23 protein-coding genes are annotated in these 25,299 nt (G+C 58.6%); 12 read left to right on the top strand and 11 right to left on the bottom strand.

All coding sequences use genetic code 11. The features are described from left to right. Nucleotides 1–3 precede the first annotated feature (3 nt). Nucleotides 4–1,107, bottom strand: a complete 1,104-nt coding sequence (locus FGO67_RS03960; RefSeq protein ID WP_203299406.1) for an enoyl-CoA hydratase/isomerase family protein — start codon at nucleotides 1,105–1,107, stop codon at nucleotides 4–6. Nucleotides 1,108–1,269: 162 nt separating this feature from the next. Here FGO67_RS03960 and FGO67_RS03965 point away from each other — a divergent pair, with 162 nt between their 5' ends. Next, the gene (locus tag FGO67_RS03965; RefSeq protein ID WP_203299407.1) at nucleotides 1,270–1,605 is read left to right on the top strand and encodes a c-type cytochrome; all 336 of its coding nucleotides are present in this window, start codon (nucleotides 1,270–1,272) and stop codon (nucleotides 1,603–1,605) included. 41 nt (nucleotides 1,606–1,646) lie between these two features. Here FGO67_RS03965 and ppnN read toward each other — a convergent pair whose 3' ends face one another. After that, the gene (gene ppnN / locus FGO67_RS03970) at nucleotides 1,647–3,029 is read right to left on the bottom strand and encodes a nucleotide 5'-monophosphate nucleosidase PpnN (RefSeq protein WP_238942158.1); all 1,383 of its coding nucleotides are present in this window, start codon (nucleotides 3,027–3,029) and stop codon (nucleotides 1,647–1,649) included. Nucleotides 3,030–3,178: 149 nt separating this feature from the next. Here ppnN and thiI point away from each other — a divergent pair, with 149 nt between their 5' ends. After that, on the top strand, nucleotides 3,179–4,633 hold the full coding sequence (gene thiI, locus FGO67_RS03975) for a tRNA uracil 4-sulfurtransferase ThiI (RefSeq protein ID WP_203299408.1): 1,455 nt from the start codon (nucleotides 3,179–3,181) through the stop codon (nucleotides 4,631–4,633). Between the two features lie 50 nt (nucleotides 4,634–4,683). On the opposite strand, the gene FGO67_RS03980 is transcribed toward thiI, so the two are convergent. Continuing rightward, nucleotides 4,684–5,697, bottom strand: a complete 1,014-nt coding sequence (locus FGO67_RS03980; RefSeq protein ID WP_203299409.1) for a histone deacetylase family protein — start codon at nucleotides 5,695–5,697, stop codon at nucleotides 4,684–4,686. Nucleotides 5,698–5,869: 172 nt separating this feature from the next. On the opposite strand from FGO67_RS03980, the gene FGO67_RS03985 reads away from it, so the two are divergent. Further along, nucleotides 5,870–7,321, top strand: coding sequence for an NAD-dependent succinate-semialdehyde dehydrogenase (locus FGO67_RS03985; protein WP_203299410.1), 1,452 nt, complete (start codon nucleotides 5,870–5,872; stop codon nucleotides 7,319–7,321). A 238-nt stretch (nucleotides 7,322–7,559) separates the two neighbouring features. After that, complete coding sequence (gene uvrD, locus FGO67_RS03990; protein ID WP_203299411.1) at nucleotides 7,560–9,725, top strand: DNA helicase II; 2,166 nt, start codon at nucleotides 7,560–7,562, stop codon at nucleotides 9,723–9,725. A gap of 143 nt (nucleotides 9,726–9,868) precedes the next feature. Here uvrD and FGO67_RS03995 read toward each other — a convergent pair whose 3' ends face one another. Continuing rightward, nucleotides 9,869–10,666, bottom strand: a complete 798-nt coding sequence (locus tag FGO67_RS03995) for an undecaprenyl-diphosphate phosphatase (protein WP_203299412.1) — start codon at nucleotides 10,664–10,666, stop codon at nucleotides 9,869–9,871. Between the two features lie 196 nt (nucleotides 10,667–10,862). Here FGO67_RS03995 and FGO67_RS04000 point away from each other — a divergent pair, with 196 nt between their 5' ends. After that, a complete protein-coding gene (locus tag FGO67_RS04000) occupies nucleotides 10,863–12,053 on the top strand; it encodes an MFS transporter (RefSeq protein ID WP_203299413.1) in 1,191 nt (396 codons plus the stop codon). Between the two features lie 24 nt (nucleotides 12,054–12,077). On the opposite strand, the gene FGO67_RS04005 is transcribed toward FGO67_RS04000, so the two are convergent. Further along, on the bottom strand, nucleotides 12,078–12,482 hold the full coding sequence (locus FGO67_RS04005; RefSeq protein WP_203299414.1) for an acyl-CoA thioesterase: 405 nt from the start codon (nucleotides 12,480–12,482) through the stop codon (nucleotides 12,078–12,080). A 197-nt stretch (nucleotides 12,483–12,679) separates the two neighbouring features. On the opposite strand from FGO67_RS04005, the gene FGO67_RS04010 reads away from it, so the two are divergent. From FGO67_RS04010 to phoU, 5 genes are all read left to right on the top strand, one after another. Beyond that, a complete protein-coding gene (locus tag FGO67_RS04010; RefSeq protein ID WP_203299415.1) occupies nucleotides 12,680–13,723 on the top strand; it encodes a substrate-binding domain-containing protein in 1,044 nt (347 codons plus the stop codon). A 142-nt stretch (nucleotides 13,724–13,865) separates the two neighbouring features. Beyond that, on the top strand, nucleotides 13,866–15,254 hold the full coding sequence (gene pstC, locus FGO67_RS04015; RefSeq protein WP_203299416.1) for a phosphate ABC transporter permease subunit PstC: 1,389 nt from the start codon (nucleotides 13,866–13,868) through the stop codon (nucleotides 15,252–15,254). Then, complete coding sequence (pstA, locus tag FGO67_RS04020) at nucleotides 15,247–16,521, top strand: phosphate ABC transporter permease PstA (protein WP_203299417.1); 1,275 nt, start codon at nucleotides 15,247–15,249, stop codon at nucleotides 16,519–16,521. The genes pstC and pstA overlap by 8 nt, the downstream gene beginning before the upstream one ends. Nucleotides 16,522–16,532: 11 nt before the next feature. Then, entirely contained in the window at nucleotides 16,533–17,420 is an 888-nt protein-coding gene (pstB, locus tag FGO67_RS04025; protein ID WP_203299418.1) for a phosphate ABC transporter ATP-binding protein PstB, read from the top strand. Between the two features lie 33 nt (nucleotides 17,421–17,453). Further along, nucleotides 17,454–18,176 carry a phosphate signaling complex protein PhoU gene (phoU, locus tag FGO67_RS04030; RefSeq protein WP_203299419.1) on the top strand — a complete coding sequence of 241 codons (723 nt, stop codon included), beginning with the start codon at nucleotides 17,454–17,456 and terminating at the stop codon, nucleotides 18,174–18,176. A gap of 26 nt (nucleotides 18,177–18,202) precedes the next feature. Here the strand turns inward: phoU and FGO67_RS04035 are convergent, their stop codons facing one another. The 5 genes from FGO67_RS04035 to mnmH all read right to left on the bottom strand — a co-directional run bounded on the left by FGO67_RS04035 (nucleotide 18,203) and on the right by mnmH (nucleotide 22,808). Next, entirely contained in the window at nucleotides 18,203–18,568 is a 366-nt protein-coding gene (locus tag FGO67_RS04035) for a histidine triad nucleotide-binding protein (protein WP_203299420.1), read from the bottom strand. Nucleotides 18,569–18,628: 60 nt separating this feature from the next. Beyond that, nucleotides 18,629–19,924, bottom strand: a complete 1,296-nt coding sequence (locus tag FGO67_RS04040) for an FAD-dependent monooxygenase (RefSeq protein WP_203299421.1) — start codon at nucleotides 19,922–19,924, stop codon at nucleotides 18,629–18,631. Between the two features lie 81 nt (nucleotides 19,925–20,005). Then, a complete protein-coding gene (locus FGO67_RS04045; RefSeq protein WP_203299422.1) occupies nucleotides 20,006–20,560 on the bottom strand; it encodes an aminoacyl-tRNA deacylase in 555 nt (184 codons plus the stop codon). Nucleotides 20,561–20,728: 168 nt separating this feature from the next. Then, nucleotides 20,729–21,562, bottom strand: coding sequence for a mechanosensitive ion channel family protein (locus FGO67_RS04050; protein WP_203299423.1), 834 nt, complete (start codon nucleotides 21,560–21,562; stop codon nucleotides 20,729–20,731). Nucleotides 21,563–21,704: 142 nt separating this feature from the next. Next, nucleotides 21,705–22,808 (bottom strand): tRNA 2-selenouridine(34) synthase MnmH, encoded by a 1,104-nt coding sequence (mnmH, locus tag FGO67_RS04055; RefSeq protein ID WP_203299424.1) that lies wholly within the window; start codon nucleotides 22,806–22,808, stop codon nucleotides 21,705–21,707. Nucleotides 22,809–22,944: 136 nt separating this feature from the next. Between mnmH and FGO67_RS04060 the strand changes: the two genes are divergently transcribed. Continuing rightward, nucleotides 22,945–23,598, top strand: coding sequence for a class I SAM-dependent methyltransferase (locus tag FGO67_RS04060; protein WP_203299425.1), 654 nt, complete (start codon nucleotides 22,945–22,947; stop codon nucleotides 23,596–23,598). A gap of 436 nt (nucleotides 23,599–24,034) precedes the next feature. Here the strand turns inward: FGO67_RS04060 and FGO67_RS04065 are convergent, their stop codons facing one another. After that, nucleotides 24,035–24,439: a VanZ family protein gene (locus tag FGO67_RS04065; RefSeq protein WP_203299426.1), complete on the bottom strand. Its 405-nt coding sequence runs from the start codon at nucleotides 24,437–24,439 to the stop codon at nucleotides 24,035–24,037. Nucleotides 24,440–24,536: 97 nt separating this feature from the next. Here FGO67_RS04065 and cysZ point away from each other — a divergent pair, with 97 nt between their 5' ends. After that, nucleotides 24,537–25,286 carry a sulfate transporter CysZ gene (gene cysZ, locus FGO67_RS04070; RefSeq protein ID WP_041340058.1) on the top strand — a complete coding sequence of 250 codons (750 nt, stop codon included), beginning with the start codon at nucleotides 24,537–24,539 and terminating at the stop codon, nucleotides 25,284–25,286. The last annotated feature ends 13 nt before the right edge of the window (nucleotides 25,287–25,299 follow it).

Consider the following 25,299-nt stretch of genomic DNA (forward strand, 5'->3'; position numbering starts at 1 on the left):
GTCTCAGCCGAGCTGCATGGGGTCGGTCTGGTCGTCCCATTCCGGCTGGAAGTGTGCCTCCACTACCTCGGCGGGCACGTCGCTAACCGAGTTGTACGACCAGGTTGGTCGTTGATCCTTGTCCACCAGTCGCGCCCGGATGCCTTCCGGCAGATCCGGACGCCGAGTGCATTCCATCGCCATCGCCAGTTCCATGCGCAACACATCCTTGAATGACATCTGCTGGGCTTTCTGGAGTTGGCTCCACACCAGCCAAGCCGTAACCGGGCACCCGCCGCGGAGATTGCTCATGCAGGCATTCCACCATTCGCTATCAATTTCCGCTGACAGCAGTTGGTCGACAATCTCCGGCAGTTCGTTGCCGGCGCTCAGGCGGGCAATGTGCTGTTCGTGCTGCTCCAGATTGCTGCGCTGAAGACTGCGGTAGTCCGGAGCATGCATCTGGCTCAACAGCCGGAACAGACGGTTGTCATCTGCAGCTGCCTGGCCGGTCCAGCGTTGGTCCTGCAAGGTGCCAATCATGAGATCCCGGTCTTCCGGCAACAACACCATGTCGGCGAGGCCAATTCGAATACTGTCGGTGATGTTCAATCGGGCCCCGGTCAGGCCCATGAACAGACCAATTCGCCCCGGCAGTCGGTTCAGAAACCAGCTGGCGCCAACGTCGGGAAACAGTCCAATCGAGATTTCGGGCATGGCCATGGTGACATCCGGTGTCGCCAGCCGGTATCGGCAGGCGGACAACAGCCCGAGACCACCACCCATGACCGCGCCGTGGGCCACGCCTACCACTGGTTTCGGGAACCGGTGCAGGCTGTCGATCAGTCGGTACTCACGGGTAAAAAACCGTGCCGGCGCGTCTGGTTCTCCGGCGCCACGAATGGCGCTGTACAGATTTCGGATGTTGCCACCCGCGCAAAACGCCCGCTCCCCGGCACCCTGAAGCACAACCAGGCAGATCTGATCGTCCTCAGCCCATTGGTCCAGCGCGCTTTGGAGGTCATTGACCATGGCCTCTGAGAGCGCATTGAGTGAGTCGGGGGCATTCAGTGTCAGCAGGCCAATTCGACCTTCCAGGCATTCAATTTCCTGAACCGCTATGGACATTGAGGGGGTCTCCGGTGTTCGAGAATCATCTGGGCGCTAAAGCTATCCACCTAATGCATTTGGCTGGGCCGTGCTCTGTGTTATAAGAACACAACGGGTTTTCAAGCCAGTATCCACTTCGGGTGGGAAAATACCAAAAACGATGAAGAGAGGGTAAAGACAATGGGACTGAAACACTACGCCGTTGCGGGAATTTTTGCATTCAGCGCCGCCATTCCGGGCATCGCCACTGCGGCCGATGCTGCCGCCGGTAAGGCCAAGGCGGCCGTATGTGCAGCCTGCCATGGCCAGAATGGCATTGCCCAGATTCCGACTTACCCGAACCTGGCGGGCCAGAATGAGCAGTACCTGGTTGCTGCCCTCAAGGCCTATAAAAACAAACAGCGCACCGGTGGTCAGGCTGCCATCATGCAGGGCCAGGCCGCGGCACTGAGCGATACTGACATTGCCAACCTGGCGGCCTATTACGCCAGCCTGCCGGCGGACGGCGGTAAATAAAACCGCTCCACCGTAGGCTGCTTAACGGTCAGTGAGGCGGTTCAGGCCGCCCCACTGACAATGCGATAGCTGGGGCCGTAGGCCGAGGCGCCGGGTAGTTTCATCCGGTTCTGGGCTACAAACTGGTCCAACATCGCTTCGAGCGGTTTGATCAGGGTCGGGTCGCCGGAAATTTCAAACGGCCCCTTGGCCTGCACCTGACGAATTCCGTCTTCTTTCACGTTGCCAGCGACGATGCCGCTGAACGCCTTGCGCAGGTTTGCGGCAATCAGGTGCACGGGCTGGTCACGATGCAATTCCAATGCCCGCATATTTTCGTGGTTGGGGTGGAAGGGCATCTGGAACACTGGATCAATTTTCAGCATCCAATTGAAGTAGTACGCATCCTGCATGGCCCGCCGGAAGGTTTCCACATCCTTCATGCCCTTCTTCATGGTCTGGGCTACCCGCACCGGATCGTCAATGATGATCTCGTACTTCTTGGCCGCTTCGTCGCCCAGAGCGTTACGAATGAACTTGTCGATCATTTCAAAGTATTCCGCATTTTCCTGCTTACCGGTAAAGACGACCGGGAACGGCAGATCAGCATTATCCGGATGCAGCAGGATACCGAGCAGGTATAGGATTTCCTCGGCCGTACCTACGCCGCCGGGGAATACGATGACACCGTGGCCACAGCGAACAAAGGCTTCCAGGCGTTTCTCGATGTCGGGCATGATCACCAGTTCGTTGACGATCGGGTTCGGCGCTTCGGCACCAATGATGCCGGGTTCGGTGATGCCAATATAGCGTCCGTTTTTCACGCGCTGCTTGGCGTGGGCAATGGTGGCGCCTTTCATCGGACCTTTCATCGCGCCGGGGCCGCAACCGGTGATGATGCTCAGCGCTCTCAGTCCCAGTTGGTGTCCCACTTCCTTGCTGTACTGGTACTCGTCGTGGCTGATGGAGTGGCCGCCCCAGCACACCACCAGATCGGGCTGGCGTCCGGCTTCCAGTACCCGGGCATTGCGCAGCACATGGAAAACCAGGTTGGTCAGGTCCTCAGGGTCGTCCCGGCGGAAACCGCTGGCCGCCTGTGGGATAGAGTGAGAGTAGATGATGTCCCGAAGCACTGAGAACAGGTGTTCCCGGATAGCGCGAAGCATCTCGCCGTCTACGAAGGCGTGGGCCGGGGCGTTGACCAGTTCCAGCTTCAGTCCGCGTGGCTGCGGGACCAGGTGCACGTCGAAATCGGCGTGGGCTTCCATCAGGGCCTTGCAGTCGTCGGTTTCTACACCGGTGTTGAGGACCGCCAGGGCACATTGGCGGAACAATCGGTACAGGCCGCCCTCGCTTCGGTCCTTGAGGCGATTAACCTCATAGTTGGAGAGGATTTCGAGGCTGCCTTCTGGTGATACCAAAGCATTGATGGTGGGTTCTTGCATGAACGAAAAAGCTCCTGAATGTTTCCGGCCGGGCGGGGGATAGTTGCCAAACAGGCCGGTGTCTCGGCTATGCCTGATTTTGAGGCATGGTTATTAAAAGGTAGACTAAGTGCTTTCCGCCTTATACGCCACTCGACGATATTCAGATTATGAAATTACTTATTCGCCCCGCTCCCGAAGTCGCCATCAAGAGTAAGCCGGTTCGCCGACAGCAGATGCGGCACCTGCGGCAGAATATCCGAAAGCTGCTCGTTCAGTTGGATAGCGCTATCGTTGTCGAGGGCACCTGGGATCGGGTAATGGTCGAGTTTCCCGATGATCGCGGATTGTCCGGGGTGGTGTTGGACGCATTGCTGCGCATCCCCGGTATTTCCACCATCCAGGAAATCGGCGTATTTCCGTTCGTGGATCTCGATGACGTTGCCGACAAGGCCGTGGAGGCATTTGCAGAGCGCCTGAAAGGGCAGACTTTTGGGGTTCGGGTTCGTCGGCACGGTGACCACAAATTCCGCTCCAGTGAATTGGAACGGATTGTCGGCTCGGCCCTGATGCAGGCTTCCGAGGCTGCAGGTGTGAACCTTAAATCGCCCGACGTGGAAGTGCGGATCGAGGTGCAGGATGACCACTTCCACATTGCCCATCGCAAACATCGCGGGCTTGGCGGCTATCCCCTGGGCAGCGTTGAAACCGTGATGACGTTGATTTCCGGCGGTTACGACTCCTCGGTCGCCGCCTACCTGATGATGCGTCGAGGCCTGCGCAGTCACTTTCTGTTCTTCAACCTCGGTGGAACCGCTCACGAGGTTGGGGTGCGCCAAGTGGTTCATTACCTGTGGAAGCAGTATGGCGCCTCCCACAGTGCCAAGTTTATTTCGGTGCCGTTTGAAGGCGTGATTGCGGAAATCATGCGCTCCGTCAATCACCGCCACTGGGGTGTGGTGCTGAAGCGCCAGATGCTGAAGGCGGCCGCTGAGATTGCAAAAAAGAACAACGCCATCGGCCTGGTGACCGGCGATGCGGTGGCCCAGGTGTCGAGTCAGACCCTGAGCAACCTCAATGTGGTGGATCGTGCCAGTGACGAGGTGGTGCTGCGCCCGCTGGTGTCCATGGACAAGGAAACCATCATCAACATTGCCCGCGAGATCGGCACTGAGTCCTTCGCCCGCAACATGCCGGAGTACTGTGGGGTGATTTCCCAGAAGCCGGCGACTCGCGCCAAGTTGCACAAAGTCGAAGCGGATGAGGAAGAGATGGACGCGGCGGTTCTGGCCAGTGCGGTCGAGGCCCGTGAAGAAACGGCCATCAGCCGCCTGCTGGATACCACCACCACTCCAGAAGATGTCGAGCTGGTGGAAACGCCGGGAGTGGAAGATGTGATCATCGACGTCCGTCACCCATTCGAGGGCGAGCAGTCACCGTTGAAGCTCACCAATAACGAGGTCATGCAGATTCCGTTTTATGAACTGAATCAGAAAGTTGCGGAATTGCCCCACGACCGCCAGTACCTGTTGTACTGCGATCGCGGGGCCATGAGCCGGATGCACGCCGGCCATCTGAAGGCTGAAGGGCACGCCAACATCAAGGTATACGCGCCCGCCTCCTGACGCCTTAACTCAGCCCTTGGAGCTGAACTCCCTCTCTCCGCCTGGTCCGGTTAGCCGGCCAGACCCTTGAAGAATTGCTGGACGTTCTCGCTGAGCGCTTCCAGATCATAACCGCCCTCCTGCACCACCAGCGTTGGCAAACCCAACTGGCGGACGTGGGAGCTGAGTCGGCAGAAGCCTTCTGACGTGACCGAAACCTTCGCTTGCGGGTCGTTCTGGTAGATATCGAAGCCCAGCGCGAGCACCAGCACGTCGGGCTGGTACAGTTTGATTGCCGCCAGTGACTCGTCCAGCTTGTCGAAGAAATCCTCTTCTGACGCTCCGTGTGGCATGGGCATGTTGATGTTGTAACCGAACCCGTCGCCTTCGCCCCGTTCGTTTTCAAAGCCGGTTACCACCGGGTAGAAATTGGTCGGGTCGCCGTGGATCGAGATGTACAGCACGTCACTGCGATCGTAGAAAATCTCCTGGATACCCTGGCCGTGGTGCATGTCGGTATCGAGGATGGCAATGCGCGGGAACCGGGTCTTCAGGTGTTCAGCGGCAATGGCGGCATTGTTCAGGTAGCAGAAGCCGCCGGCGGCGTCTCTACGGGCATGGTGACCCGGCGGGCGACACACCGCGTAGGCGGTGCGATCGCCGGCAATCAGGGCGTCGGCGGCGCCGAGAGCGGTTTGTGCAGACCAGTAGGCGGCGTGCCAGGTGTTGGCGCCAATCGGACAACTGCCGTCGGCCTGGTAGCGGGCGGCTTCGGCCAGGATGCCGGTCAGGTGGTTCGGTGATCGCACAAAGATGTTGGAGATCACTTCTTCGCCCCAGTCGTCCATCTTCATCCAGCGCCGGTGTGCGGACTCCAGAAAGCGCAGATAGCCGAGGTCGTGCACTTTGGAGATCGGGGCGGCACCCTGATCGGCCGGCTGCAGAACCGGAATCCCCATTTCTTTCAGGCCTTCCAGCATCTGGCCGGTGCGATCCGGTACTTCTTGAGGCTGGCGCATTTGCCCGCGGGTAAAGTAGGTCTGCGGAATATGCTGATCCTGAGCGGGATGGAAAAACGCTTTCATTATCCGATCTCCTTGGTTCTACAAGCCCCTGAGCATAGGCGCATCAGAGAGCGATCAAAAGCCCGGCCATCGACTTTACAGCCAGTGATTCAGCATCCACTATGGAAGACATATTCAACCTACGCAACTGTGTCCCGCAGGGGATATGGCTACTGACAGAAGAGGAGCCAAAATGATCGAGTCACCACTGCTGGAAAAGCTCAATGGCTACATCGGCGGTCGCTGGACAGACAATGTACAGGGCAACACCTTTGATGTGTACAACCCGGCGACGGGCGATGTGATTGCAAAAGTAGCTTCCATGTCCGAGTCCGAGGTGGAAGATGCCGTTGCTGCTGGCAAGTCGGCTTTGCGCCTGACCAGCCCGTACTCCATTGAAACCCGCCGCAAGTGGCTGGAGGACATTCGGGATGCGCTGAAGGCGAACCGGGAAGAGGTCGGCCGGATTTTGTGCATGGAACACGGCAAGCCGTTGCAGGAAGCCCAGGGTGAAGTGGATTACGCAGCGGGATTCTTCGATTACTGCTCCAAGCACATCCAGGCGCTGGACGCCCACACCATTCCGGAAAAGCCGAAAGACTGCACCTGGACGGTTCACTACCGCCCGGTGGGTGTGACCGGATTGATCACGCCCTGGAACTTCCCGATCGGCATGATCGCCAAGAAGCTGTCAGCCGCGCTGGCGGCAGGCTGCCCGTCGGTGATCAAGCCGGCCAGTGAGACCCCGCTGACCATGATTGCCCTGTTCACCCTGATGGATCAGCACACCGACATGCCCGATGGCATGGTCAACCTGGTGATGGGCAAGGCCAGTGTGATTGGAAAGGTTCTGTGCGAAAGCCCGGATGTGCCGATGCTGAGCTTTACCGGTTCCACCGAGGTGGGCCGCAAGCTGATTCAGGACACCGCTGATCAGGTGAAGAAACTGGCGCTGGAACTGGGCGGAAACGCACCGTTCATTGTCTTCGACGACGCCGATCTGGATGCCGCCGCTGATAACCTGATTGCCAACAAATTCCGTGGTGGTGGCCAAACCTGCGTCTGCGCCAACCGCATCTTCGTGCATGAAAAGGTGGCCGACGCCTTCGGCGAAAAACTCGCCGAGCGCGTTAACAAAATGACCGTGGGTGATGGCATCAACGGTGATGTCGATCTCGGCCCGCTGATCAACAAGGCCGGTTTCGACAAAGTGAAGCGTCATCTGGAAGACGCGCTTGAGCAGGGCGCCAGCCTGGTGGCCGGTAAGCAGCCGGGCGATCTGGGTGATGGTCTGTTCTTCCCGCCGACGGTTATTACCGACGTCACCCGGGATATGTGCTGCTACCGCGAGGAAACTTTCGGGCCGCTGGTTCCGATGGCGCTGTTCCGCACGGAAGAGGAAGTTATCGAGGCCGGTAACGACACCGAGTTTGGTCTGGCCTCTTACGTGTTCACCGGTGACGCCGAGCGCGCCCAGCGCGTGGCTGCCGGCCTGCGTTTTGGCCACTGCGGTTGGAATACCGGCACCGGGCCCACGCCGGAAGCGCCGTTCGGCGGGATGAAGGCGTCCGGCATTGGCCGCGAAGGTGGTCTGGAAGGGCTGTTTGAGTTTGTCGAAGCGCAGACGGTGCCGCGCGGCTTTTAATTGAAAAGCCAACTCCACAGCCGAACAGCACGAGGGCGGGGCGCTTTTCAGGACTGTGTGGGGCCAGGGATGGCCCCACTCAAGCGCACATGGATGTGCTTGTAGCGTGTCCTGAAAAGCGCCCCGCTCTTGTGCGACTTGTCAGAATTAAGAGGGTCAACCCGGGCCCGCAGAAATCCCCTTTTTCCCCTGTTATACTTTCACTCCTGTTTATTTAACCAGTAGCGAACGTTTTCCTATGGATGTCTCTCACATAATCGACCCTCTCAATGATGCCCAGCGCGAGGCCGTCACCGCCCAGAACGATCACCTGCTGGTGCTGGCCGGGGCCGGTAGTGGCAAGACCCGGGTGCTGGTGCATCGGATAGCGTGGTTGATGACGGTGGACCGGGTGCCGCCGACTGGCATCCTTGCGGTGACCTTTACCAACAAGGCCTCCAAGGAAATGCGTTACCGCATCGAACAGATGATGGACATTCCGGCTCGCGGCCTCTGGTTTGGCACCTTCCACGGCATTGCTCACCGATTGCTGCGCTCACATTGGCAGGACGCAGGGTTACCGGAGAACTTCCAGGTGCTGGACAGCGACGACCAGCTGCGGATGATCAAGCGGGTAATGCGGGAAAACCAGATTGATGAGAGCAAGTGGCCGCCCAAGCAGGCGCAATGGTTTATCAACAGCCAGAAAGATGAAGGTTTGCGGGCGGATCACATCCAGGAAAATCCGGGCGATCACTTCACCTCAACGATGCTGAAAATCTATCGCCAGTACGAAACTCTGTGCCAGCAGGGCGGCCTGGTGGATTTTGGGGAACTGCTGCTGCGCTCCCACGAGCTCTGGCTGCACCGGCCGGAATTGCTCGCCCATTACCAGAAGCGGTTCCAGCATATTCTGGTGGACGAGTTCCAGGACACCAACACGATTCAGTACGCCTGGCTGCAGGTGCTGGCTAGCCAGCAGGTGCCGCTGACGGTCGTTGGCGATGACGACCAGTCCATCTATGGCTGGCGCGGTGCCAAGGTTGAGAACATCCAGCAGTACCAGCGCGATTTCCCCAATGCCCGTTTGGTCCGGCTGGAGCAGAATTACCGATCCACACAGATGATCCTGAAGGCGGCCAACGCGGTGATCGCCAATAACCAGGGCCGGCTGGGCAAGGAATTGTGGACCGACGGCCCGGAGGGCGAGCCCATCAGCTTGTATTCCGCGTTTAACGAGCAGGACGAAGCTAACTACATTGCCGATAGCATCTCGGCCTGGGTCCAGGACGGCAACCTGCGCAGCGAGTCGGCCATTCTCTACCGCTCCAACGCCCAGTCACGAGTGTTGGAAGAAGCGTTGATGCGCCAGGGTATTCCGTACCGGGTATACGGTGGCCTTCGGTTCTACGATCGCCAGGAAATCCGTAACGCGCTGGCCTACCTGCGCCTGGTGCAGTATCGCCGTGACGATGCCGCATTCGAACGGGTGGTGAACCTGCCACCCCGGGGCATTGGTGCCAAGAGCCTGGCCGAGCTGCGGGAATATGCTACTGAACAGAGCATTTCGCTCTGGGAGTCGGCGGAACGCCTGCTCGAAGCCGGGCAGGTTAAAGGCCGGGCCAAGACCGGATTGCAGTCCTTCATCGCGATCATTGAAGGTCTGTCGGGCATGGTGGGCGATGCCAGCCTGCAGGGCCTGATGAAGCAGACCATCGAAGACAGCGGCCTGAAGAATTACCACGCCAGCGAAAAGGGCGAAAAGGGCCAGGCCCGGGTGGAAAACCTGGAAGAACTGGTCAACGCGCTGTCAGATTACGAGGTGGAAGACGGTGTCGACCCGATGGCCGAGTTTATTGCTCAAGCGGCCCTGGATGCGGGTGAGGCCCAGGCTGAGGCCCATGAGGACAGTGTTCAGCTGATGACGCTGCACTCCGCCAAGGGCCTGGAATTTCCGATGGTATTTCTGGCCGGCGTCGAGGAGGGGTTATTCCCCCATGGTATGTCGCTGGAAGAGCCAGGACGCATGGAAGAAGAACGCCGCTTGGCGTACGTCGGCATTACCCGGGCCATGAAAAAGCTGGTGCTCACTTACGCGGAATCCCGCCGCTTGTACGGCCAGGAAAAGTTCAACGCTCTGTCCCGGTTTGTGCGTGAAATTCCTGCCGACTGCCTGCAGGAAGTCCGGTTGCGCAATACCGTCACGCGCCCGGCGATGCTGGAGCGCCCAAACGAAAGCATGTTCAGCCAGGATTCCGCGCAGCAGTCCGGGTTTAGTCTGGGCCAGCGGGTGCGCCATCCGAAGTTTGGCGAAGGCATTGTGATGAACTCAGAAGGAACCGGGCATCATACGCGGGTGCAGGTGAACTTTGAGGATGGCGCCAAGTGGTTGGTGCTGGCGTATGCACCTTTGGAAGCCTGCTAGTTTGTGGGTTGCAGAGAGCTGATAAAGCTTTCCAAAACCCGCTCGAGCACGTCCATGTGACGCTTGAGCTCCGCCATCCATGGCTCCGCACAGTTTTGGAAAGCTTTACCAGCCCTCCGCTTCCATCACTGTGCTGGCCTCAATTACATCAAAACCGCGTAAATCACACCCGCCAGAACAATGCGATAGATCACATACGGCCACATGCCCACGGTGTTCAGCCACTTCAAGAAGAAGTGGATGGCGGTGATGGCCATGATAAAGGACGTCACGCCACCAAGCAGGAAGCCGCTCCAGTCGACAATGACATCCGAGGTGGCCACCTCCAGCAGCTTAACTGCCGACGCCAGCACGATAATGGGAATGGCCAGCAAGAAGGAGAACCGTGAGGCGGTGTGACGAGTCATGCCCAGGAACAGGCCGGCGGTGATGGTGACGCCAGAGCGCGACGTGCCGGGCACCAGTGCCATGGCCTGGGCGATGCCGACCACAACGGCGTCTTTCCAGTTCAGTTGATCCAGAGTGCGCTGTCGCTTGGGCAGCCAATCAGCGATGCCCAACAGCAGGCCGAATACCAGGGTGGTGGTAAAGATTACTTCCACGGCCCGCAATTCATTGTCGATCATGTCCAGCAACGCCAGTCCCGCCAAACCGGCTGGGATGGTGCCGATCACCAGATAGAACGCCAGCGCGCCTTGGCCAACAAGCTTGCGCCGGGTGACGGACAGCAAGCCATCCCGGGCGATGCCGAAAACATCATGTCGGAAGTAGAGCACCACCGCTAAAAGGGTCCCAAGGTGCACCGAAAGATCAAACCCCACGCCCTGATCGGTCCAGCCAAAAAATGCCGGGGTCAGGATCAGGTGAGCGGAACTGGAGATTGGCAGGAATTCGGTCAGTCCCTGTAAAAGGCCTAGAAAGAGGGCCTGAAAAGCATCCATAAGGCGAATCCGTTGTCTGACTGGGGCGGTGTTGCAAGCAGGCACGGATAGTAGCAGGGCACCCGGAAGCTGAACAGTCCAGCCCAGCGAGCCCGGAACAGTCGAGCGAGAGCACTCAGCACGCAAAGTAGGGTATGGTTGGGTTTTTCAGGACCATAGGCTGGCGCTCGCCGGCCAACGTTTAAGATCGGACGCTATGATTGCACTGCTTCGTCGTTACCCCTTGGCTGTAATTGTGCTGGCGCAGTTGTTCGGAACTTCGCTCTGGTTCAGCGTGAACGGGGTTTGGCTGTCGCTGTCACAGGAGTTGGGGCTCAGTGAGACCGATCTCGGGTTGCTGACCCTGGCGGTGCAGGCGGGTTTCATTGCCGGCACTTTAACGCTCGCGGTCACTGGCCTGGCCGACCGATTTGGGGCCAGTCATATCTTTGCGGTGTCCAGCTTGCTCGGGGCGTTGGTCAATGGCGGCTTCATACTGGTTGCGTCGCACCCTCCACTAGATCTTCTATTGCGATTTGCGACCGGGCTTTGCCTGGCCGGTATTTACCCTTTGGGTATGAAAATGGTCATTGCCTGGACGCCAAAACATGCGGGCGTGGCACTGGCATGGTTGGTAGGCATGCTAACTCTGGGCACGGCGCTACCGCATCTGATGCGCGGAGCTACTTTGGGTATGCCCTGGCAGTGGCCTTTATTCGGGGGTTCCGCGCTGGCGCTGGCCGGCGGTGCCCTGGTATTCCTGCTGGGAGAGGGTCCCCATTTGCCCAAGAATGCTGGCCGAGTGCCCCTCAGGCAGGGCCTGTCTGCTCTGCAAGCACCCACGTTTCGGGCAGCTGTCGGCGGGTATGTCGGTCACATGTGGGAACTCTACGCCTTCTGGATGCTGGTCCCCTTGTTGGCCGGGCGCGAGTTGGCGCGCCTGGGCATGGGCGATGGTTTCGTGCCCTGGTTCGCCTTTGCCATCATCGCCTCGGGCGCGGCCGGTTGTATTGGCGGTGGCTGGTTGAGTCGGCGACGGGGTAGTGAATGGGTGGCACGGGTGGCACTGGCTACATCGGGGCTGGTTTGCCTGATTTACCCGTTTTTATCGGGGTTTTCCCCGATCCTGCTGGCGCTGTTATTGCTGGTGTGGGGGGTGGCGGTGGTGGCCGATTCGCCCCAGTTCTCGGCGCTGGCAGCGGCTCGGGCGCCACAAGCTTTCGTAGGATCATCGCTGGCGGTCATGAACGCCATTGGCTTTGGCGTGACTCTGCCCGCAATCTGGCTAACCAGTTGGCTGTGGGAATATCAGGGCGTTTGGGTGGTGTGCCTCCTGCTGCCCGGGCCAGTTTTCGGGTTGCTCGCACTGACCGCGCCAGAGCGCCGCGCCCGGAAACTGGCCGGCTGAGCCTGAGTACCGATTAAGCGAGGATCAGAGGTTTTGTTCAGGCACTTCCCGGATGCGGCCGTGCTCGTCAATGGCCACGTAAACGAACATGCCCTCAGTGACTTTGCGCGGGTGCTTGGCAGTACGGTCGCGGGTCCATACTTCCACCCGGAGCTTCATGGAGCTGCGGCCAATCTCCACCACTTCACAGTAGCAGCCCACCTGAGAGCCCACGCGCAGCGGTGACAAAAATTCCATGCGATCCATCGCTACGGTCGCGTTCCGGCCCTGGGAAATACGGCCGGCCATGGTGGCGGCAGCGATATCCATCTGTTTGACCAGCCAGCCCGCGAACACGTCGCCGTTGGGGTTGGTGTCAGAGGGAAGGGGTACAATCTGGAGGGTCAACTCACCGCGAGGGGTGGGTTTGTCGTCGTCGAAAGCCGTCATGGAAGTTTGCCCTGGTGTTAATTCTGGAATTGTTATACCACGCATGTTAACGGCCTGTGGCCCGGCTGCAAGCAGATTTCACGTTTTCAGGCTATATTTCAGAACCTGTAACAAAGTTGTCATAGAGAGTCTTTAATCTTCACTCATCGGTAAATCAGATCCATACAAAACGTCCAACCGATTTATGGAGACTCAACGTGAACAGATTGAATAAAACACTCGCAACTGTAGCGCTGGCCGGTTCCGTAGCCGCCATGTCTGCGCCTGCCATGGCTCGCGACACCATCAGCATCGTTGGTTCCTCAACGGTCTACCCGTTCGCGACTGTTGTTGCCGAACGCTTCGGTACCAAAACCGATTTTAAAACTCCGAAGCTGGAATCAACCGGCTCCGGTGGCGGAATGAAGTTGTTCTGTCAGGGCATCGGTACTCAGCACCCGGACATCACCAATGCGTCACGTCGCATGAAGGCGTCCGAATACGAGATGTGCCAGAAGAATGGCGTGACCGACATCACTGAGTTCCGTATCGGCTCTGACGGCATCGTTATCGCCAGCTCCAAGGATGCACAAAACCTGGAGCTCAGCCTTGAGCAACTGTTCCTGGCCCTGGGTTCCAAGGTGCCGGTCAACGGTGAGTGGGTTGCCAACCCGAATAAGAACTGGAGCGACGTCGATTCCAGCCTGCCGAACAAGCCGATTCGTGTGATGGGTCCGCCGCCGACTTCCGGTACCCGTGACTCGTTCAACGAGCTGGCTCTGGCCGCTGGTTGCGATGCTTTGCCTGAAGCTGAAAGCCTGAGCAAGGACGATCACAAAGCCATCTGTGAAAGCGTTCGTGAAGACGGTGCCTTCATCGAAGCTGGTGAGAATGACAACCTGATCGTACAAAAACTGATCGGCGATACGGACATGTACGGTGTGTTCGGCTTCAGCTTTCTTGAAGAGAATGCCGACCGTCTGCAAGCCGCGACTCTGGACGGCAAGGTGCCGACCGCGGACGCCATTGCAGCCGAAGAGTATCCGGTCGCTCGCTCACTGTTCTTCTACGTCAAGCAAGCTCACGTTGGCGTTATTCCGGGTATCCAGGAGTTCGTAGAGGAATTCACCAGCAACGCTGCCATGGGCCAGAACGGGTACCTGAAGAGCGTTGGTCTGATCGTGCCACCGCGCGACCAGCTGATGACGTTGATGGACAAGGCTGAAAACATGCCTAAGCTGGCTCTGGAGGAGCTGAAGTAAACCGAACAGCTCGATGAAACCAGGGGTGCGGGTCCGGAACAGGACCCGCACCCTTTCGTACATCTAGGAAGACCATTCAGTGCCATGGATAGTTTGAAACTGTAAACTGGGCGCCTAATCGAAGTCGTAGACAGGATTATTCATGCAACCGGCTAATTTGTTACTGCTCACCCTGGTACTTGCCGTTGTGGCTTATGGTCTGGGGTATGCCCGGTCACGGTCACTGGCTATGCCACTGGGCGGCATTCGTCATCTCAAATCCCTGCCTTTCTATTACGGCGCGCGTGCCGCGCTGTGGAGCGGCATCCCGGCGCTGATCGTGCTGGGCTGCTGGGCCGCTTTCCAGGGCAAGGTGATCCAGCTCATTATCATTGGCGGGCTGCCGCCGGAGCTGATCCCCGAGACCGAAGGCCAGGCCAGCCTGCTGCTGAGTAAAATCAGCAACGTTGCCAGCGGCGCCCTGCCGGCCGGCTTTGTCGAGGCGCCGATCGCTGAAGCGGCGGAACGCTTGAAGGCATTGCGGGAGCAGAGCCGGTTGCTGATGTCGGCGCTGGTGGTTTCGGTCTCGGTGCTTGCCGGGTTCCTGGGCTGGCTGCGGATTCGGCCACGGTTAAATGCCCGGTCCCAGGTTGAATCCATCCTGAAGTGGCTGTTCTTCGCCTGTGCCGCCCTGGCTATCCTGACCACGGTTGGCATTATCTTCTCCGTGGCCTTTGAAACCTTCCGCTTCTTCGGCAAGGTCCCGTTTACCGAGTTTATCTTTGGTTCCCAGTGGAGCCCTCAGACTGCCCTGCGAGCGGATCAGGTGGCTGCCGAGGGTGCCTTCGGCATGATTCCGTTGTTCACCGGTACGCTGCTGATCTCCGCCATTGCCATGGTGGTGGCGGTGCCGGTGGGTTTGCTCTCGGCAATCTACCTGTCGGAATACGCCAACAAGAGAGTTCGTGGCGTGGTGAAACCGTTGCTGGAGATGCTGGCCGGTATTCCTACCGTGGTGTATGGCTTCTTTGCCGCGCTGACCGTCGCTCCGTTCATCAGCGATCTTGCTGCCGCCATCGGCATCGAAGCATCGTCCCAGAGTGCACTCGCCGCCGGCGGTGTCATGGGCATCATGATCATTCCGTTTGTATCCTCGCTGTCGGACGACGTTATTAACGCGGTGCCGCAAACACTTCGTGACGGCTCGCTGGCGCTGGGCGCGACCCAGTCCGAGACCATGAAAAAGGTCATCTTCCCGGCCGCCTTGCCGGGCATCATGGGCGGTGTTTTGCTGGCGGTCTCCCGGGCGATTGGCGAAACCATGATTGTGGTGATGGCCGCAGGCCTGGCAGCAAACCTGACTGCCAATCCGCTTGAAACGGTCACCACCGTGACCGTGCAGATCGTGACCCTGTTGACCGGGGATCAGGAATTCGACAGCGCCAAGACCCTGGCCGCCTTTGCATTGGGCGCCATGCTCTTCCTGTCGACCCTGCTGCTCAACGTAATAGCCTTGAAAATCGTGCGTAAATATCGGGAACAGTATGACTGACCAACGTTCACAGGCGGAGATTGTCCGCCAGTCGCTCAAACGCCGGTATCGCAAGGAGCGTCGATTCCGCGCCTACGGCATCCTCGCCATTGGTATCGCCCTGTCGGCGCTGGTGATCCTGTTTACCGATATCATCGGTAAGGGCTACACCGGCTTCATGAAAACCACCATCACCATGGAGGTGAATCTGGATGGGGACATGATGTACCTGGACGATCCAACCGACAGTCGCCAACTCAAGATGGCAGACTTTGTCGAGCCGCTGATCCAGGCGTTGATCAAGGAGATTCCGGGCGCCACCGAGGAGGATCGTGAGGAGGTTCGGGGGCTGATAAATCCCTACGCCTCGGTGACCCTGCGGGACGCCTTGAAGGCAAATCCGGACTGGCTGAACACCACCCGGACCATGTCCTTCCTGTCCCACACCGACGTAGACGTGTATGTAAAGCACGCCGGTGATGCCGCCTATTCGATTAAGCTCGACGACCAGCAGAAGGCCTGGGTTGAGACCTTGCTTGAGCGCGGCGCAATTGAAACTTCGTTCAACGACACCTTCTTCAGCGGTGGTGATTCTCGGGATCCGTCCAAGGCCGGCATCCTGGGCGCCATTGTCGGCTCCCTGCTGACGATGTTCGTCACCCTGATCCTGTCGTTCCCGATTGGCATTGCCGCCGCGATCTACCTGGAGGAGTTTGCGCCCCAGAATAAGTTCACCGATTTCATTGAGGTGAACATCAACAACCTGGCGGCGGTACCCTCCATTATCTTCGGTCTGCTCGGTCTGGCGGTGTTTATTAACCTGTTCGGTATGCCGCGTTCCGTGCCGGTTGTCGGCGGGCTGGTTCTGACACTCATGACCCTGCCCACCATCATTATTTCCAGCCGGGCAGCGATCAAGAGTGTGCCACCCTCCATCCGCGAAGCTGCGGAAGGGGTTGGTGCCTCGAAAATGCAGGTGGTGCTGCACCACGTGCTGCCGCTGGCCATGCCGGGCATGCTTACGGGTTCCATCATCGGTATGGCCCAGGCCCTGGGTGAAACAGCGCCGCTGCTCCTGATCGGCATGGTGGCCTTCATCGTGGACGTGCCCGGTGGCTTTTTCGACTCAGCGACGGTACTGCCAGTGCAGGTTTTCCTGTGGGCCGGCAGCCCGGAACTTGCGTTTATTGAACGTGCGTCAGCCGCCATCATGGTGCTGTTGACCTTTCTGATCAGTATGAATGCATTGGCCATCTGGATGCGCAAACGCCTCGAGCGCCGGTGGTAAGGAGAATCGAGATGAATAGCATGAATCAAAGTATTACCAACGAAGTGCCCTCCGAAGAGGAGGCAGCTGCCGGGGTTGCGGAGAGTCAGCCTACCGATACTGTCATCGAGGAAGGTAAGACGGTCGGTAAGCCCTTCGCAGATAACGCCAAGTTCTCTTTGCGCGATGTTGAAGTGTTCTATGGCGAAAGCCGGGCCATTAAAAAGATTAGCCTGGATATTGCTCGTAATCAGGTCATCGCGTTTATCGGGCCATCGGGCTGTGGTAAGTCCACGTTCCTGCGTTGCCTGAACCGGATGAACGACAGCATCGATATCTGCAAGGTCAAGGGTTCGCTTAAGCTGGACGGTCAGGATATCTACGACCCCAAGCGAGATGTGGTGGAGCTGCGCGCCCGGGTGGGCATGGTGTTCCAGAAGCCTAACCCATTCCCGAAGTCAATCTATGACAACGTCGCTTACGGTCCTCGTATCCACGGGCTTGCCAACCGCAAGGCCGATCTCGACGAAATCGTGGAAAACAGCCTGCGTAAGGCGGGTCTGTGGGAAGAGGTGAAAGATCGGCTCGAAGCTACCGCAACCGGCATGTCGGGTGGTCAGCAGCAGCGCCTGTGCATCGCCCGCGCCATTGCTGTTAACCCGGAAGTGGTGTTGATGGATGAGCCCTGCTCAGCGCTGGATCCGATCGCCACTGCAAAAGTTGAAGAACTGATTGCCGAGCTGTCCGAGAGCTACACCATCGTGATCGTGACCCACTCCATGCAGCAGGCCGCTCGGGTATCCCACCGCACGGCTTACTTCCACCTCGGGCACCTGGTGGAAGTGAATGAGACCAAAAAAGTATTTACCGCGCCGGAACACGAACTGACCGAATCCTACATTACCGGTCGCTTCGGCTGATCCCGGCGCTGAGGAACATTGGAGAACAAGCGTATGCCTACAAAGAAGGACGATGTTTACGGGGATCATATTTCCAACAAGTTCAATGACGAACTGATGGAACTCAAAACCGAGTTCCTGGAAATGGGTGGAATGGTCGAATCTCAGGTTGAGAATGCTATTCAGGCCCTGATGGATGGCGATGGCCACTTGGCCGAGGAGATTCGAGCCAAGGATAAGCGCGTCGACCAGATGGAAATGGCCATCGACGAAGAAGCTACCCTGATCATTGCACGTCGGCAGCCGACCGCCCGGGATCTGCGTCTGGTGATTTCCGTGATCAAGATGGTGGCGGATCTGGAGCGGGTTGGTGACGAGGCCAAGAAGATTGCCAAACTGGCGATCAAATTGTCCGAAGAAGGCCAGGCCCCTCGCGGATACGTGGAGGTGCGCCACATCAGTACCCACGTTCTGAGCATGCTGCACGACGCGCTGGACGCGTTCGCCCGTCTCGATTCCGAGCAGGCGCTGCGGATCATGAAGGAAGATAAAAGGGTCGATGAAGAGTATCAGGCCGCGGCCCGAACCCTGCTGACGTTCATGATGGAAGACACCCGCAACATCTCACGCTGCATGTCGGTGATGTGGGTGCTGCGCGCTTTGGAACGGGTTGGCGACCACGCCTGCAACATCGCAGAGAACGTGATCTTCATGGTGAAGGGCGAGGACGTCCGTCACACCTCGGTCGAAGAAGCCGAGCGGGTGGTGGGGCGCTAAGCCCCACTCAGTCCCTGTTTTTCTGACTACGCCTGCTTCATCCGGTCGGTGTAGGGCGGCCAGCCCATGGGTTTGCCAGCCAGCAGGTGCAGATGGATGTGAAACACCGTCTGCCCTGAATTCTCTCCGCAGTTCATCACCGTACGATAGCCGTCGTCGGCGAATCCCATCTCTTTAGCCAGTTTGCCAGCAACCCAATAGAGGTGTCCGACCAGTTCGCGGTCGTCTTCACCGATGTCGTTGATGGTGGCGATAGCTTTCTTCGGGATGACCAGCAGGTGCACGGGTGCCTGGGGGTTGATGTCCCGGAACGCCAGGCTGATGTCATCTTCGTAGACGATATCCGCCGGGATTTCCCGATTGATGATTTTGGTAAACAGCGTTTCTGACATGGTGGCTCCTGAATGATGCTGGGTTTGCTCGTGAGCGTGAATAATGCTGTGGCTCCGGCCTCAGAGCTGACGCAGGCCGGGAATCCGGTCGATCAGCTGGCTGAGCCCGGCCGGTAACCTTTCATCAATGCCCATAGCATAGCGTGCCACTTGATTGCGGGCGAAGGGCAGGGCGCGGGCGGCGCCGAGACCCAGGTTGCGCAGTAGGTGCAGCGGTGGCACGCGATTGCTGAACAGATGGTAGAACAGATCCATGGTCATCATCATCCGCCGGTTGGCCGGACGTCGCAGAGTTTCATACTGCTGCAACCAGGCCGGATTGGCCAGGTCCGCGCCGGCGCGGCGGGCCTCCTTGAGCAGGCCCTGTAGGCACTGGGCATCCTGAAAACCGAGATTCACGCCCTGGCCTGCCAGGGGATTGATGGTGTGGGCGGCATCGCCGGCCAGTGCCACCCGGCCCGAGAAGTAGCGTTTGGCGTGCTGGCGCGCAATGGGAAAGCTTGCTCTGGCCTCGAGGTGCGTCAGCTGGGGCAGCTCCGGTGGAAACGCTGCCTGGATGTCCTGCAGCAATTGTTCTTCGGGCAGCGCCTTGAGTCGCGCCAGCTCCTCTGGGGAGTCGTACCAGACCAGTGATGCCCAGCTTTCGCCCGGGTGGTCTGCTTCGGCGCTGTGCAATGGTAGGAAGGCTCTGGGGCCGCTGGGACAGAAACCCTGCCAGGTGATGTCATCCACCGGACCCTGGTAGCGCACCGACATAACCATGGCCTGTTGCGCATACTGATTGCGGTTGATGCCAATACCGGCCAATTCCCGGATTTTCGATTGTGCGCCGTCGGCCCCCACGACCAGTTGTGCCTCCAACCGCTGGTCGTCATCCAGAATCAGGGTGGCGGTGGTGTCGCCCTGCTCCAACGCGACTACGCTCAATCCGGTCAGTGGGGTGACGTTGCCCTGCGCTTGCGCTGTTTGCCACAGCGCCCGTTGGGTCACCGAATTTTCGACAATGTGGCCCAAGTGGCTGCCGCCCAGACTGGCAGCGTCAAATTCGACGCGGGTCAGTTGGCGGGGCATCAGCTTGCTGAGCGGGTGGCGGGTTTCGTCCCAGACGGCGAGTCGGCGGTAGGGGGTGCTGCGCATGCCGGTGATCCGGTCCCACGCGCCCAAACTGTCGAGATAGCGTTGGCTGCCGGCACTGAGCGCCGACACTCGAATATCGGGCGCTGAGTCTGGGTTGAAGGCCGGGGCTTCGAGGCGGTCGATCAAGCCGACCCGGAAACCTTGTTGGCCCAGGCCGGTGGCGAGGGCGGCGCCGACCATGCCGGCGCCAACCACCACTATGTCAAATGCGTGCGTCATATTGGGTTCCTGTCTGAAGCCACCAGTTTACGCGATGGCACAGCTCAGACAAGCGACCCGAGGGGTGTCAGTCGTGTGGCTTTAGTAGCCGGCGACAGTGGGTTCACTGGGTCGCAGATCTTCAGGGTGGCGCCGACCTTTCGCCAGCCACGCGGGTTTCTTGGTTCCAGGTTTGTTGAAGCCCTGGTTCAAGACCATCGGCTGGACCAGAGTAAGGAAGTCGGAGGTTTTCATGTGCACCGATTCGGTGTGACTGCCGGCGGCAAAGGCCAGCTCCGGTTGTTCGGTCATCGCCTCACTGCAGTAGACCGACATGCCGAACAGGTTGCCGAAAGGTGGCATGGCCCCCACTTCGCAGTTCGGGAAGCGATCCTTGAACTCCTGTTCGTCAGCCAGGTCAATGAAGTCGGTGTCGAGGATTCGGGATAAGCGATCCCAGCGAATGCGCCAGGTCGCGGGCATGACCAGCATGGCCATCTTGCCGTCGAGCTCGATGATGACCGTTTTCACAACACGGTCGCCGGCAATTTTTACGTGGTGCGCCAGTTCCTGGGCGGTAAACGCAGGGGGGTGGGAGAGGCACATGTACTCCACGGCGGCCTCATCGAGAAAATCCTTCAACTGCTGTGCGGGCATAGTGACAGCCTCCTACCAGCAATGACAGCGTTTCGGGCCGTTGTTATCTCTGTAACGGGCCCGGACGGCCTGGTGGAGCCCGTAAACTCCACCATTAACCGTCATCTTAGCCTAGGATTCGCGGTTTGCGAGTAACCGGATGTATCAAAGAGCAACGGTATATGCCGATCACTCTTCCTTAAATAGATGCACGTCTCGTTGCGGGAATGGAATGGTGATGCCTTCGGCGTCAAAGGCCTTCTTAACCTTCTCCTGCATGTCCCAGTAATACGGCCACAGGTCGTCGGTAGGTACCCAGACCCGGAACATCAGGTCGACGGAGCTATCTCCGAGACCACCAACACAGATGCGCGGGGCGGGATCGGTGAGACTGCGTTTGTCTTCTTCCATCAGGCGCTTGAGGATCGCCTTGGCCTTGTCGATGTCGTCGTCGTAGCCGATGCCGAAGGTCATGTCGCAGCGGCGGTTCTCATAGATGCTGACGTTCACCAGGGTGGCGTTCGACAGACTGCCGTTGGGAATAACAATGCGACGGTTATCGAAAGTATTAACGATGGTGTACAGAATGCTGATCTCGGCAACGGCACCCAGAAAACCTTGGGCTTCGATGGTGTCTCCCACCTTGAACGGCTTGAAGATCAGAATCAGCACGCCGCCTGCGAAATTGGAGAGGCTGCCCTGAAGGGCGAAACCGATCGCCAGGCCGGCGGCACCAATAATGGCCACGAAGGAGGTGGTGGCAATGCCCACCATGGAAGCCACGGAAATGAGCAGAAGAATCTTGAGGACGGCACCGATCAGGCCGCACAGGAACTTGTTCAGGGTCGGGTCTTTTTTGCCGAGTTTGGCATCAAGCACGCCGACGAAGCGGTTGATCAGCCAAAGACCTATGAACAGGGTGACAATGGCCAGAACGACTTTCGGTGCATAGGCCATGGTTAGGGAAATGGCTTGCTCGATCAGTTCTGAAGCTCTGCCTTCAGATCCGAATAGGTCTTCCATAGGGGGACTCCTTGTTCGTTAGTTTTAAGAATGGCGCAAGGGTAAGTGAAATAGGCTCATGAAAAAAATAAGTTTTCTGCCTTGTTTATAGCAGACAAATGGTTCACGGACATGCCCGGCTTGCGACAGGACGGCCGTGGGTCTACGCAGTGGCACGAGAATTGGCCCACTCGATGATGGTTTTCGGGCCTCCTCGGACAAGAATTCGACCCTCTTTTTTGTTCAACTGGTAGTCGTACATGGGGTCGTAGTAGTCCTGCAGCAGTGCCTGAATCCAGGCATCGTGGCCGCTGAGGTCGGACTGGCGCTGCTGAAGGGTCAGGGCGTCTTCCATCACCTTTCTGAGCCGTTGGTGGCGTTCACCGCCGAGGCGTTTGCGAATGCGGTCAAGGGCGCTCAGCAGATACTCCTGAAAATTCAGCCAGCCATTTTCCTCGCCATCGCGGGCAAGGTAGTCGGCACACATGCCTTCGACATAGTCCTCACGGATGATGGCGGTGCGTTCTTCCAGCGAGCGTTCCAGTACCAGCAGGGGCGCCGAAGACATTCGTTCGCGCAGGGTGTCCGGCAATGCACAGCGTCCCACCAGGCGGCTTTCGTCTTCCAGTTGCACTGGGCCGGCCCGGAAGTGATGAGCCTTCAGCAAGGCAATCGCGAGGCGGTTTTCAAAATCGATCTGCGACGGCTGCGGGGTAACCTGGCGACCAAAGCTCGAACCGCGATGATTGGCCAGACCTTCGAGATCCACCGGGTTGGGCAGTTGCTGCAGAACGCGGGTTTTGCCGGTACCGGTCCGGCCGCTCAGGACCTGGAATTCGCCAGCTTCAAGGCGCTGCTCCAGGCTGTCGATGAGAAAACGTCGCAGGGCCTTGTAGCCACCCTGAACCAGTGGGTAGTCAATGCCTGAATCCTTGATCCACTGTTGGGTCAGGCGCGAGCGCAAACCGCCGCGAAAACAGAACAGGTAGCCTTCCGGGTGTTGTCTGACAAATTGCTTCCAGGCCTCAATCCGCTCCGCCTTGATGTCGCCGTCGACCAGTTGGTGCCCCAGTTCGATGGCCTTGTCCTGCCCCTGCTCCTTATAGCAGATGCCCACTTGGTGGCGTTCGTCGTCATTCATCAGCGGGGCATTTTCGGCCGTGGGGAAACTGCCCCTGGCGAACTCTACCGGTGCCCGGACGTCCATCAGCGGGACATCGTTCAGGAACAGTGACAGGTAGTCGTCGGTGTCGGGTCTGGTTGACATTTCAGGGTGTAACCGGTTGCGAAAAATGAGGCGCCAGTATAGCCGAACTGGCGTTTTTCTGCTCGTGGAGCGCTGTGCCACCCCCGGGAGCCGGGTACAATGGCGAGCCTAACTAACCAAGCAGAGCGGAGAGTGGATGTCCCCCGAGTGTCTTGATCAGCATTTGCGCAAAACCCTGAGCCGGGGCCGGGTGGCGGTGTCGCGGCCGGCCGGGTGTTCACGGATTCCGCTACATCTTTTTGATCCGTTGGTGCTGGAGGGCCCGCTCAGCCACGATGAAGCCCAGGCAGTAGTGGCAGAACCGGCGTATTGGTCGTTTTGCTGGGCCAGCGGTCAGGTTTTGGCAAGCTGGCTACTGGATAACCCCGGTTGGGTGGCCGATAAGCGGGTGCTGGATTTCGGTTCGGGTTCCGGCATCGTCGCGATCGCGGCCGCGCTTGCCGGCGCCCGTGAGGTGATCGCCTGCGATCTCGATCCGGCTTCCCTGGATGCAGTGGCGGCGAATGCGGCTTTGAACGAAGTGTCGGTGACTTTGTGCGACGACTGGCAAGCCCGGCCCGATGGTATCGATGTGATAACCGCAGCAGACGTGCTGTACGATCCTGCTAATCGACCCTTGCTGCAGGTTTTTCGGAATGCGGTGCCAACGGTTCTGCTGGCGGATTCGAGGGTCAGGGACCTGGGTGACGATGCCTATGAGCAGCAGGCCATCGTGGAGGCGCGAACCTGGCCGGATCTGAATGAGTTCGAAGAGTTCAATCGGGTGCGGATTTACGCGGCGCAGATATAGCTTAGGGGAGGGTAAAAAATAAAGGGCAGCCCTCAGGCTACCCTTTTCAATGCTTTGTCGAAACAAGTCGGCGCTTCCTTGCGCAAAGGGCAACAACCTTGTTGCGAGTCCCTGAGCCACTCCCTGGTGCTGGCGTCCTAGCCGGCGTTCCGAATAGTATCCTTTAAGCGAGGCGTCCCTTTATCCCTGCCTCTCCCTGCAATCCGTGCGGGGGTGCGTCCGCTGCGTCGTCCTTATCCTTCTCATCCTTGATGTAAACACTATAGCAACTTCTGCTTTACAGACTTGTGACATGAGTTCGTTTCTAATGAGTGAAAAATTGACGCTCCAAAACCAAACTCATTTTATTCAGTTAGTTATCGGCCTTGTGGTAGGTCTTGCTCCAGGCTGCGCACGTGACATCGCTGTATCGTCTTACGTACATGTAGGAAATATCTCACAAGGATTTGGGAGAATCTCTCAAATCTGAAATTTCGTCCCGTCTTAGACCCGGCCAGGGCAGCAAGCCGAGTGCGATACCGACGCCATCGGCGGCCAGATCGGCCAATGAAAACTCCCGGTAGGGTAGGCCGGCCTGAATGCCTTCGATGGCCAGACCAAACAGCAACAGTGCCGGAGCGAACCACAGGGCCTTGGCCTCGGGCCAGGACAGGCGCGTAAGCACGGTCAGTTCGAGAAAGGCGATCAGATGGTTAACCTTGTCGCTGGCCGAGGCCGGCACCGGGTAGGGGTTCGCCGTGGTAGCAAGGAACAGGATGGCTACCATGGAAATGAGCAGGGCAATTCGCCATAGCGGCCGACAGCGAAGCAGGGTCAGAACGTGATGTTTCAAATCTGCCATGGGGGAATTTCCGTAGGCGGCCTCGGGCTGTGTGGTCGATGGCAACATGATATGCTTTGCGCCCCGTCACTGTCATTGAAGCGGAGGGCCTACCGGAATGCTCAAGGGTAATTTTTTTCGAGGACTGGGCTATCTGGGAGAAGGCTTCCGGCTGATTCGACAGCCCGGCCTGCGCCTGTTTGTCATCATCCCCCTGGTTATTAACGTCCTGCTGTTCGGGCTGCTGTTCTATTTCCTGGCCGAAATGTTCGCCGGACTGATTGCCGCTGCCATGGGCTGGTTGCCTGACTGGGCCTGGTTGCAGGCGCTGGACTGGCTGTTCTGGCTGCTCTATGGCGCGGTCATCCTGCTGATGTTGGCCTACGGCTTTGTGATCGTGGCTAATCTGATCGGGGCGCCTTTCTACGGCTACCTGGCCGAACTCACCGAAAAACACCTTACCGGTCAGGAAGTGACCACCGAAGACAGCTGGGCTGCCATCGTCAAAGACATCCCCCGAGTGCTGCTGCGTGAGGTGCAGAAAATCCTGTACTACCTGCCGCGGGCTCTTGGGTTGTTGATCATTGGCCTGATTCCGGTGGTTAACCTGGTGGCAGCCGTGCTGTGGTTCCTGTTCAACAGCTGGATGATGGCGTTGCAGTACGTCGATTACCCGGCAGACAACCACAAGGTCAGCTTTAAGGCGCTGCGGGGCCTGCTGGGTGATACCCGGTTGTCGGCCTTCGGTTTTGGTTTGCCGGTTGCCCTGGCGGCCATGGTGCCGGTTCTCAATCTTGTGGTCGTGCCCGCGGCGGTATGCGGTGCCACGGCCTACTGGGTGCGCGAAAACGGCGCTACCCGACACTAATTTCTGTTTGGAG

Origin of the sequence: Marinobacter sediminum (assembly GCF_016820575.1) — a bacterium.
GTDB classification, from domain to species: Bacteria; Pseudomonadota; Gammaproteobacteria; order Pseudomonadales; family Oleiphilaceae; genus Marinobacter; species Marinobacter sediminum.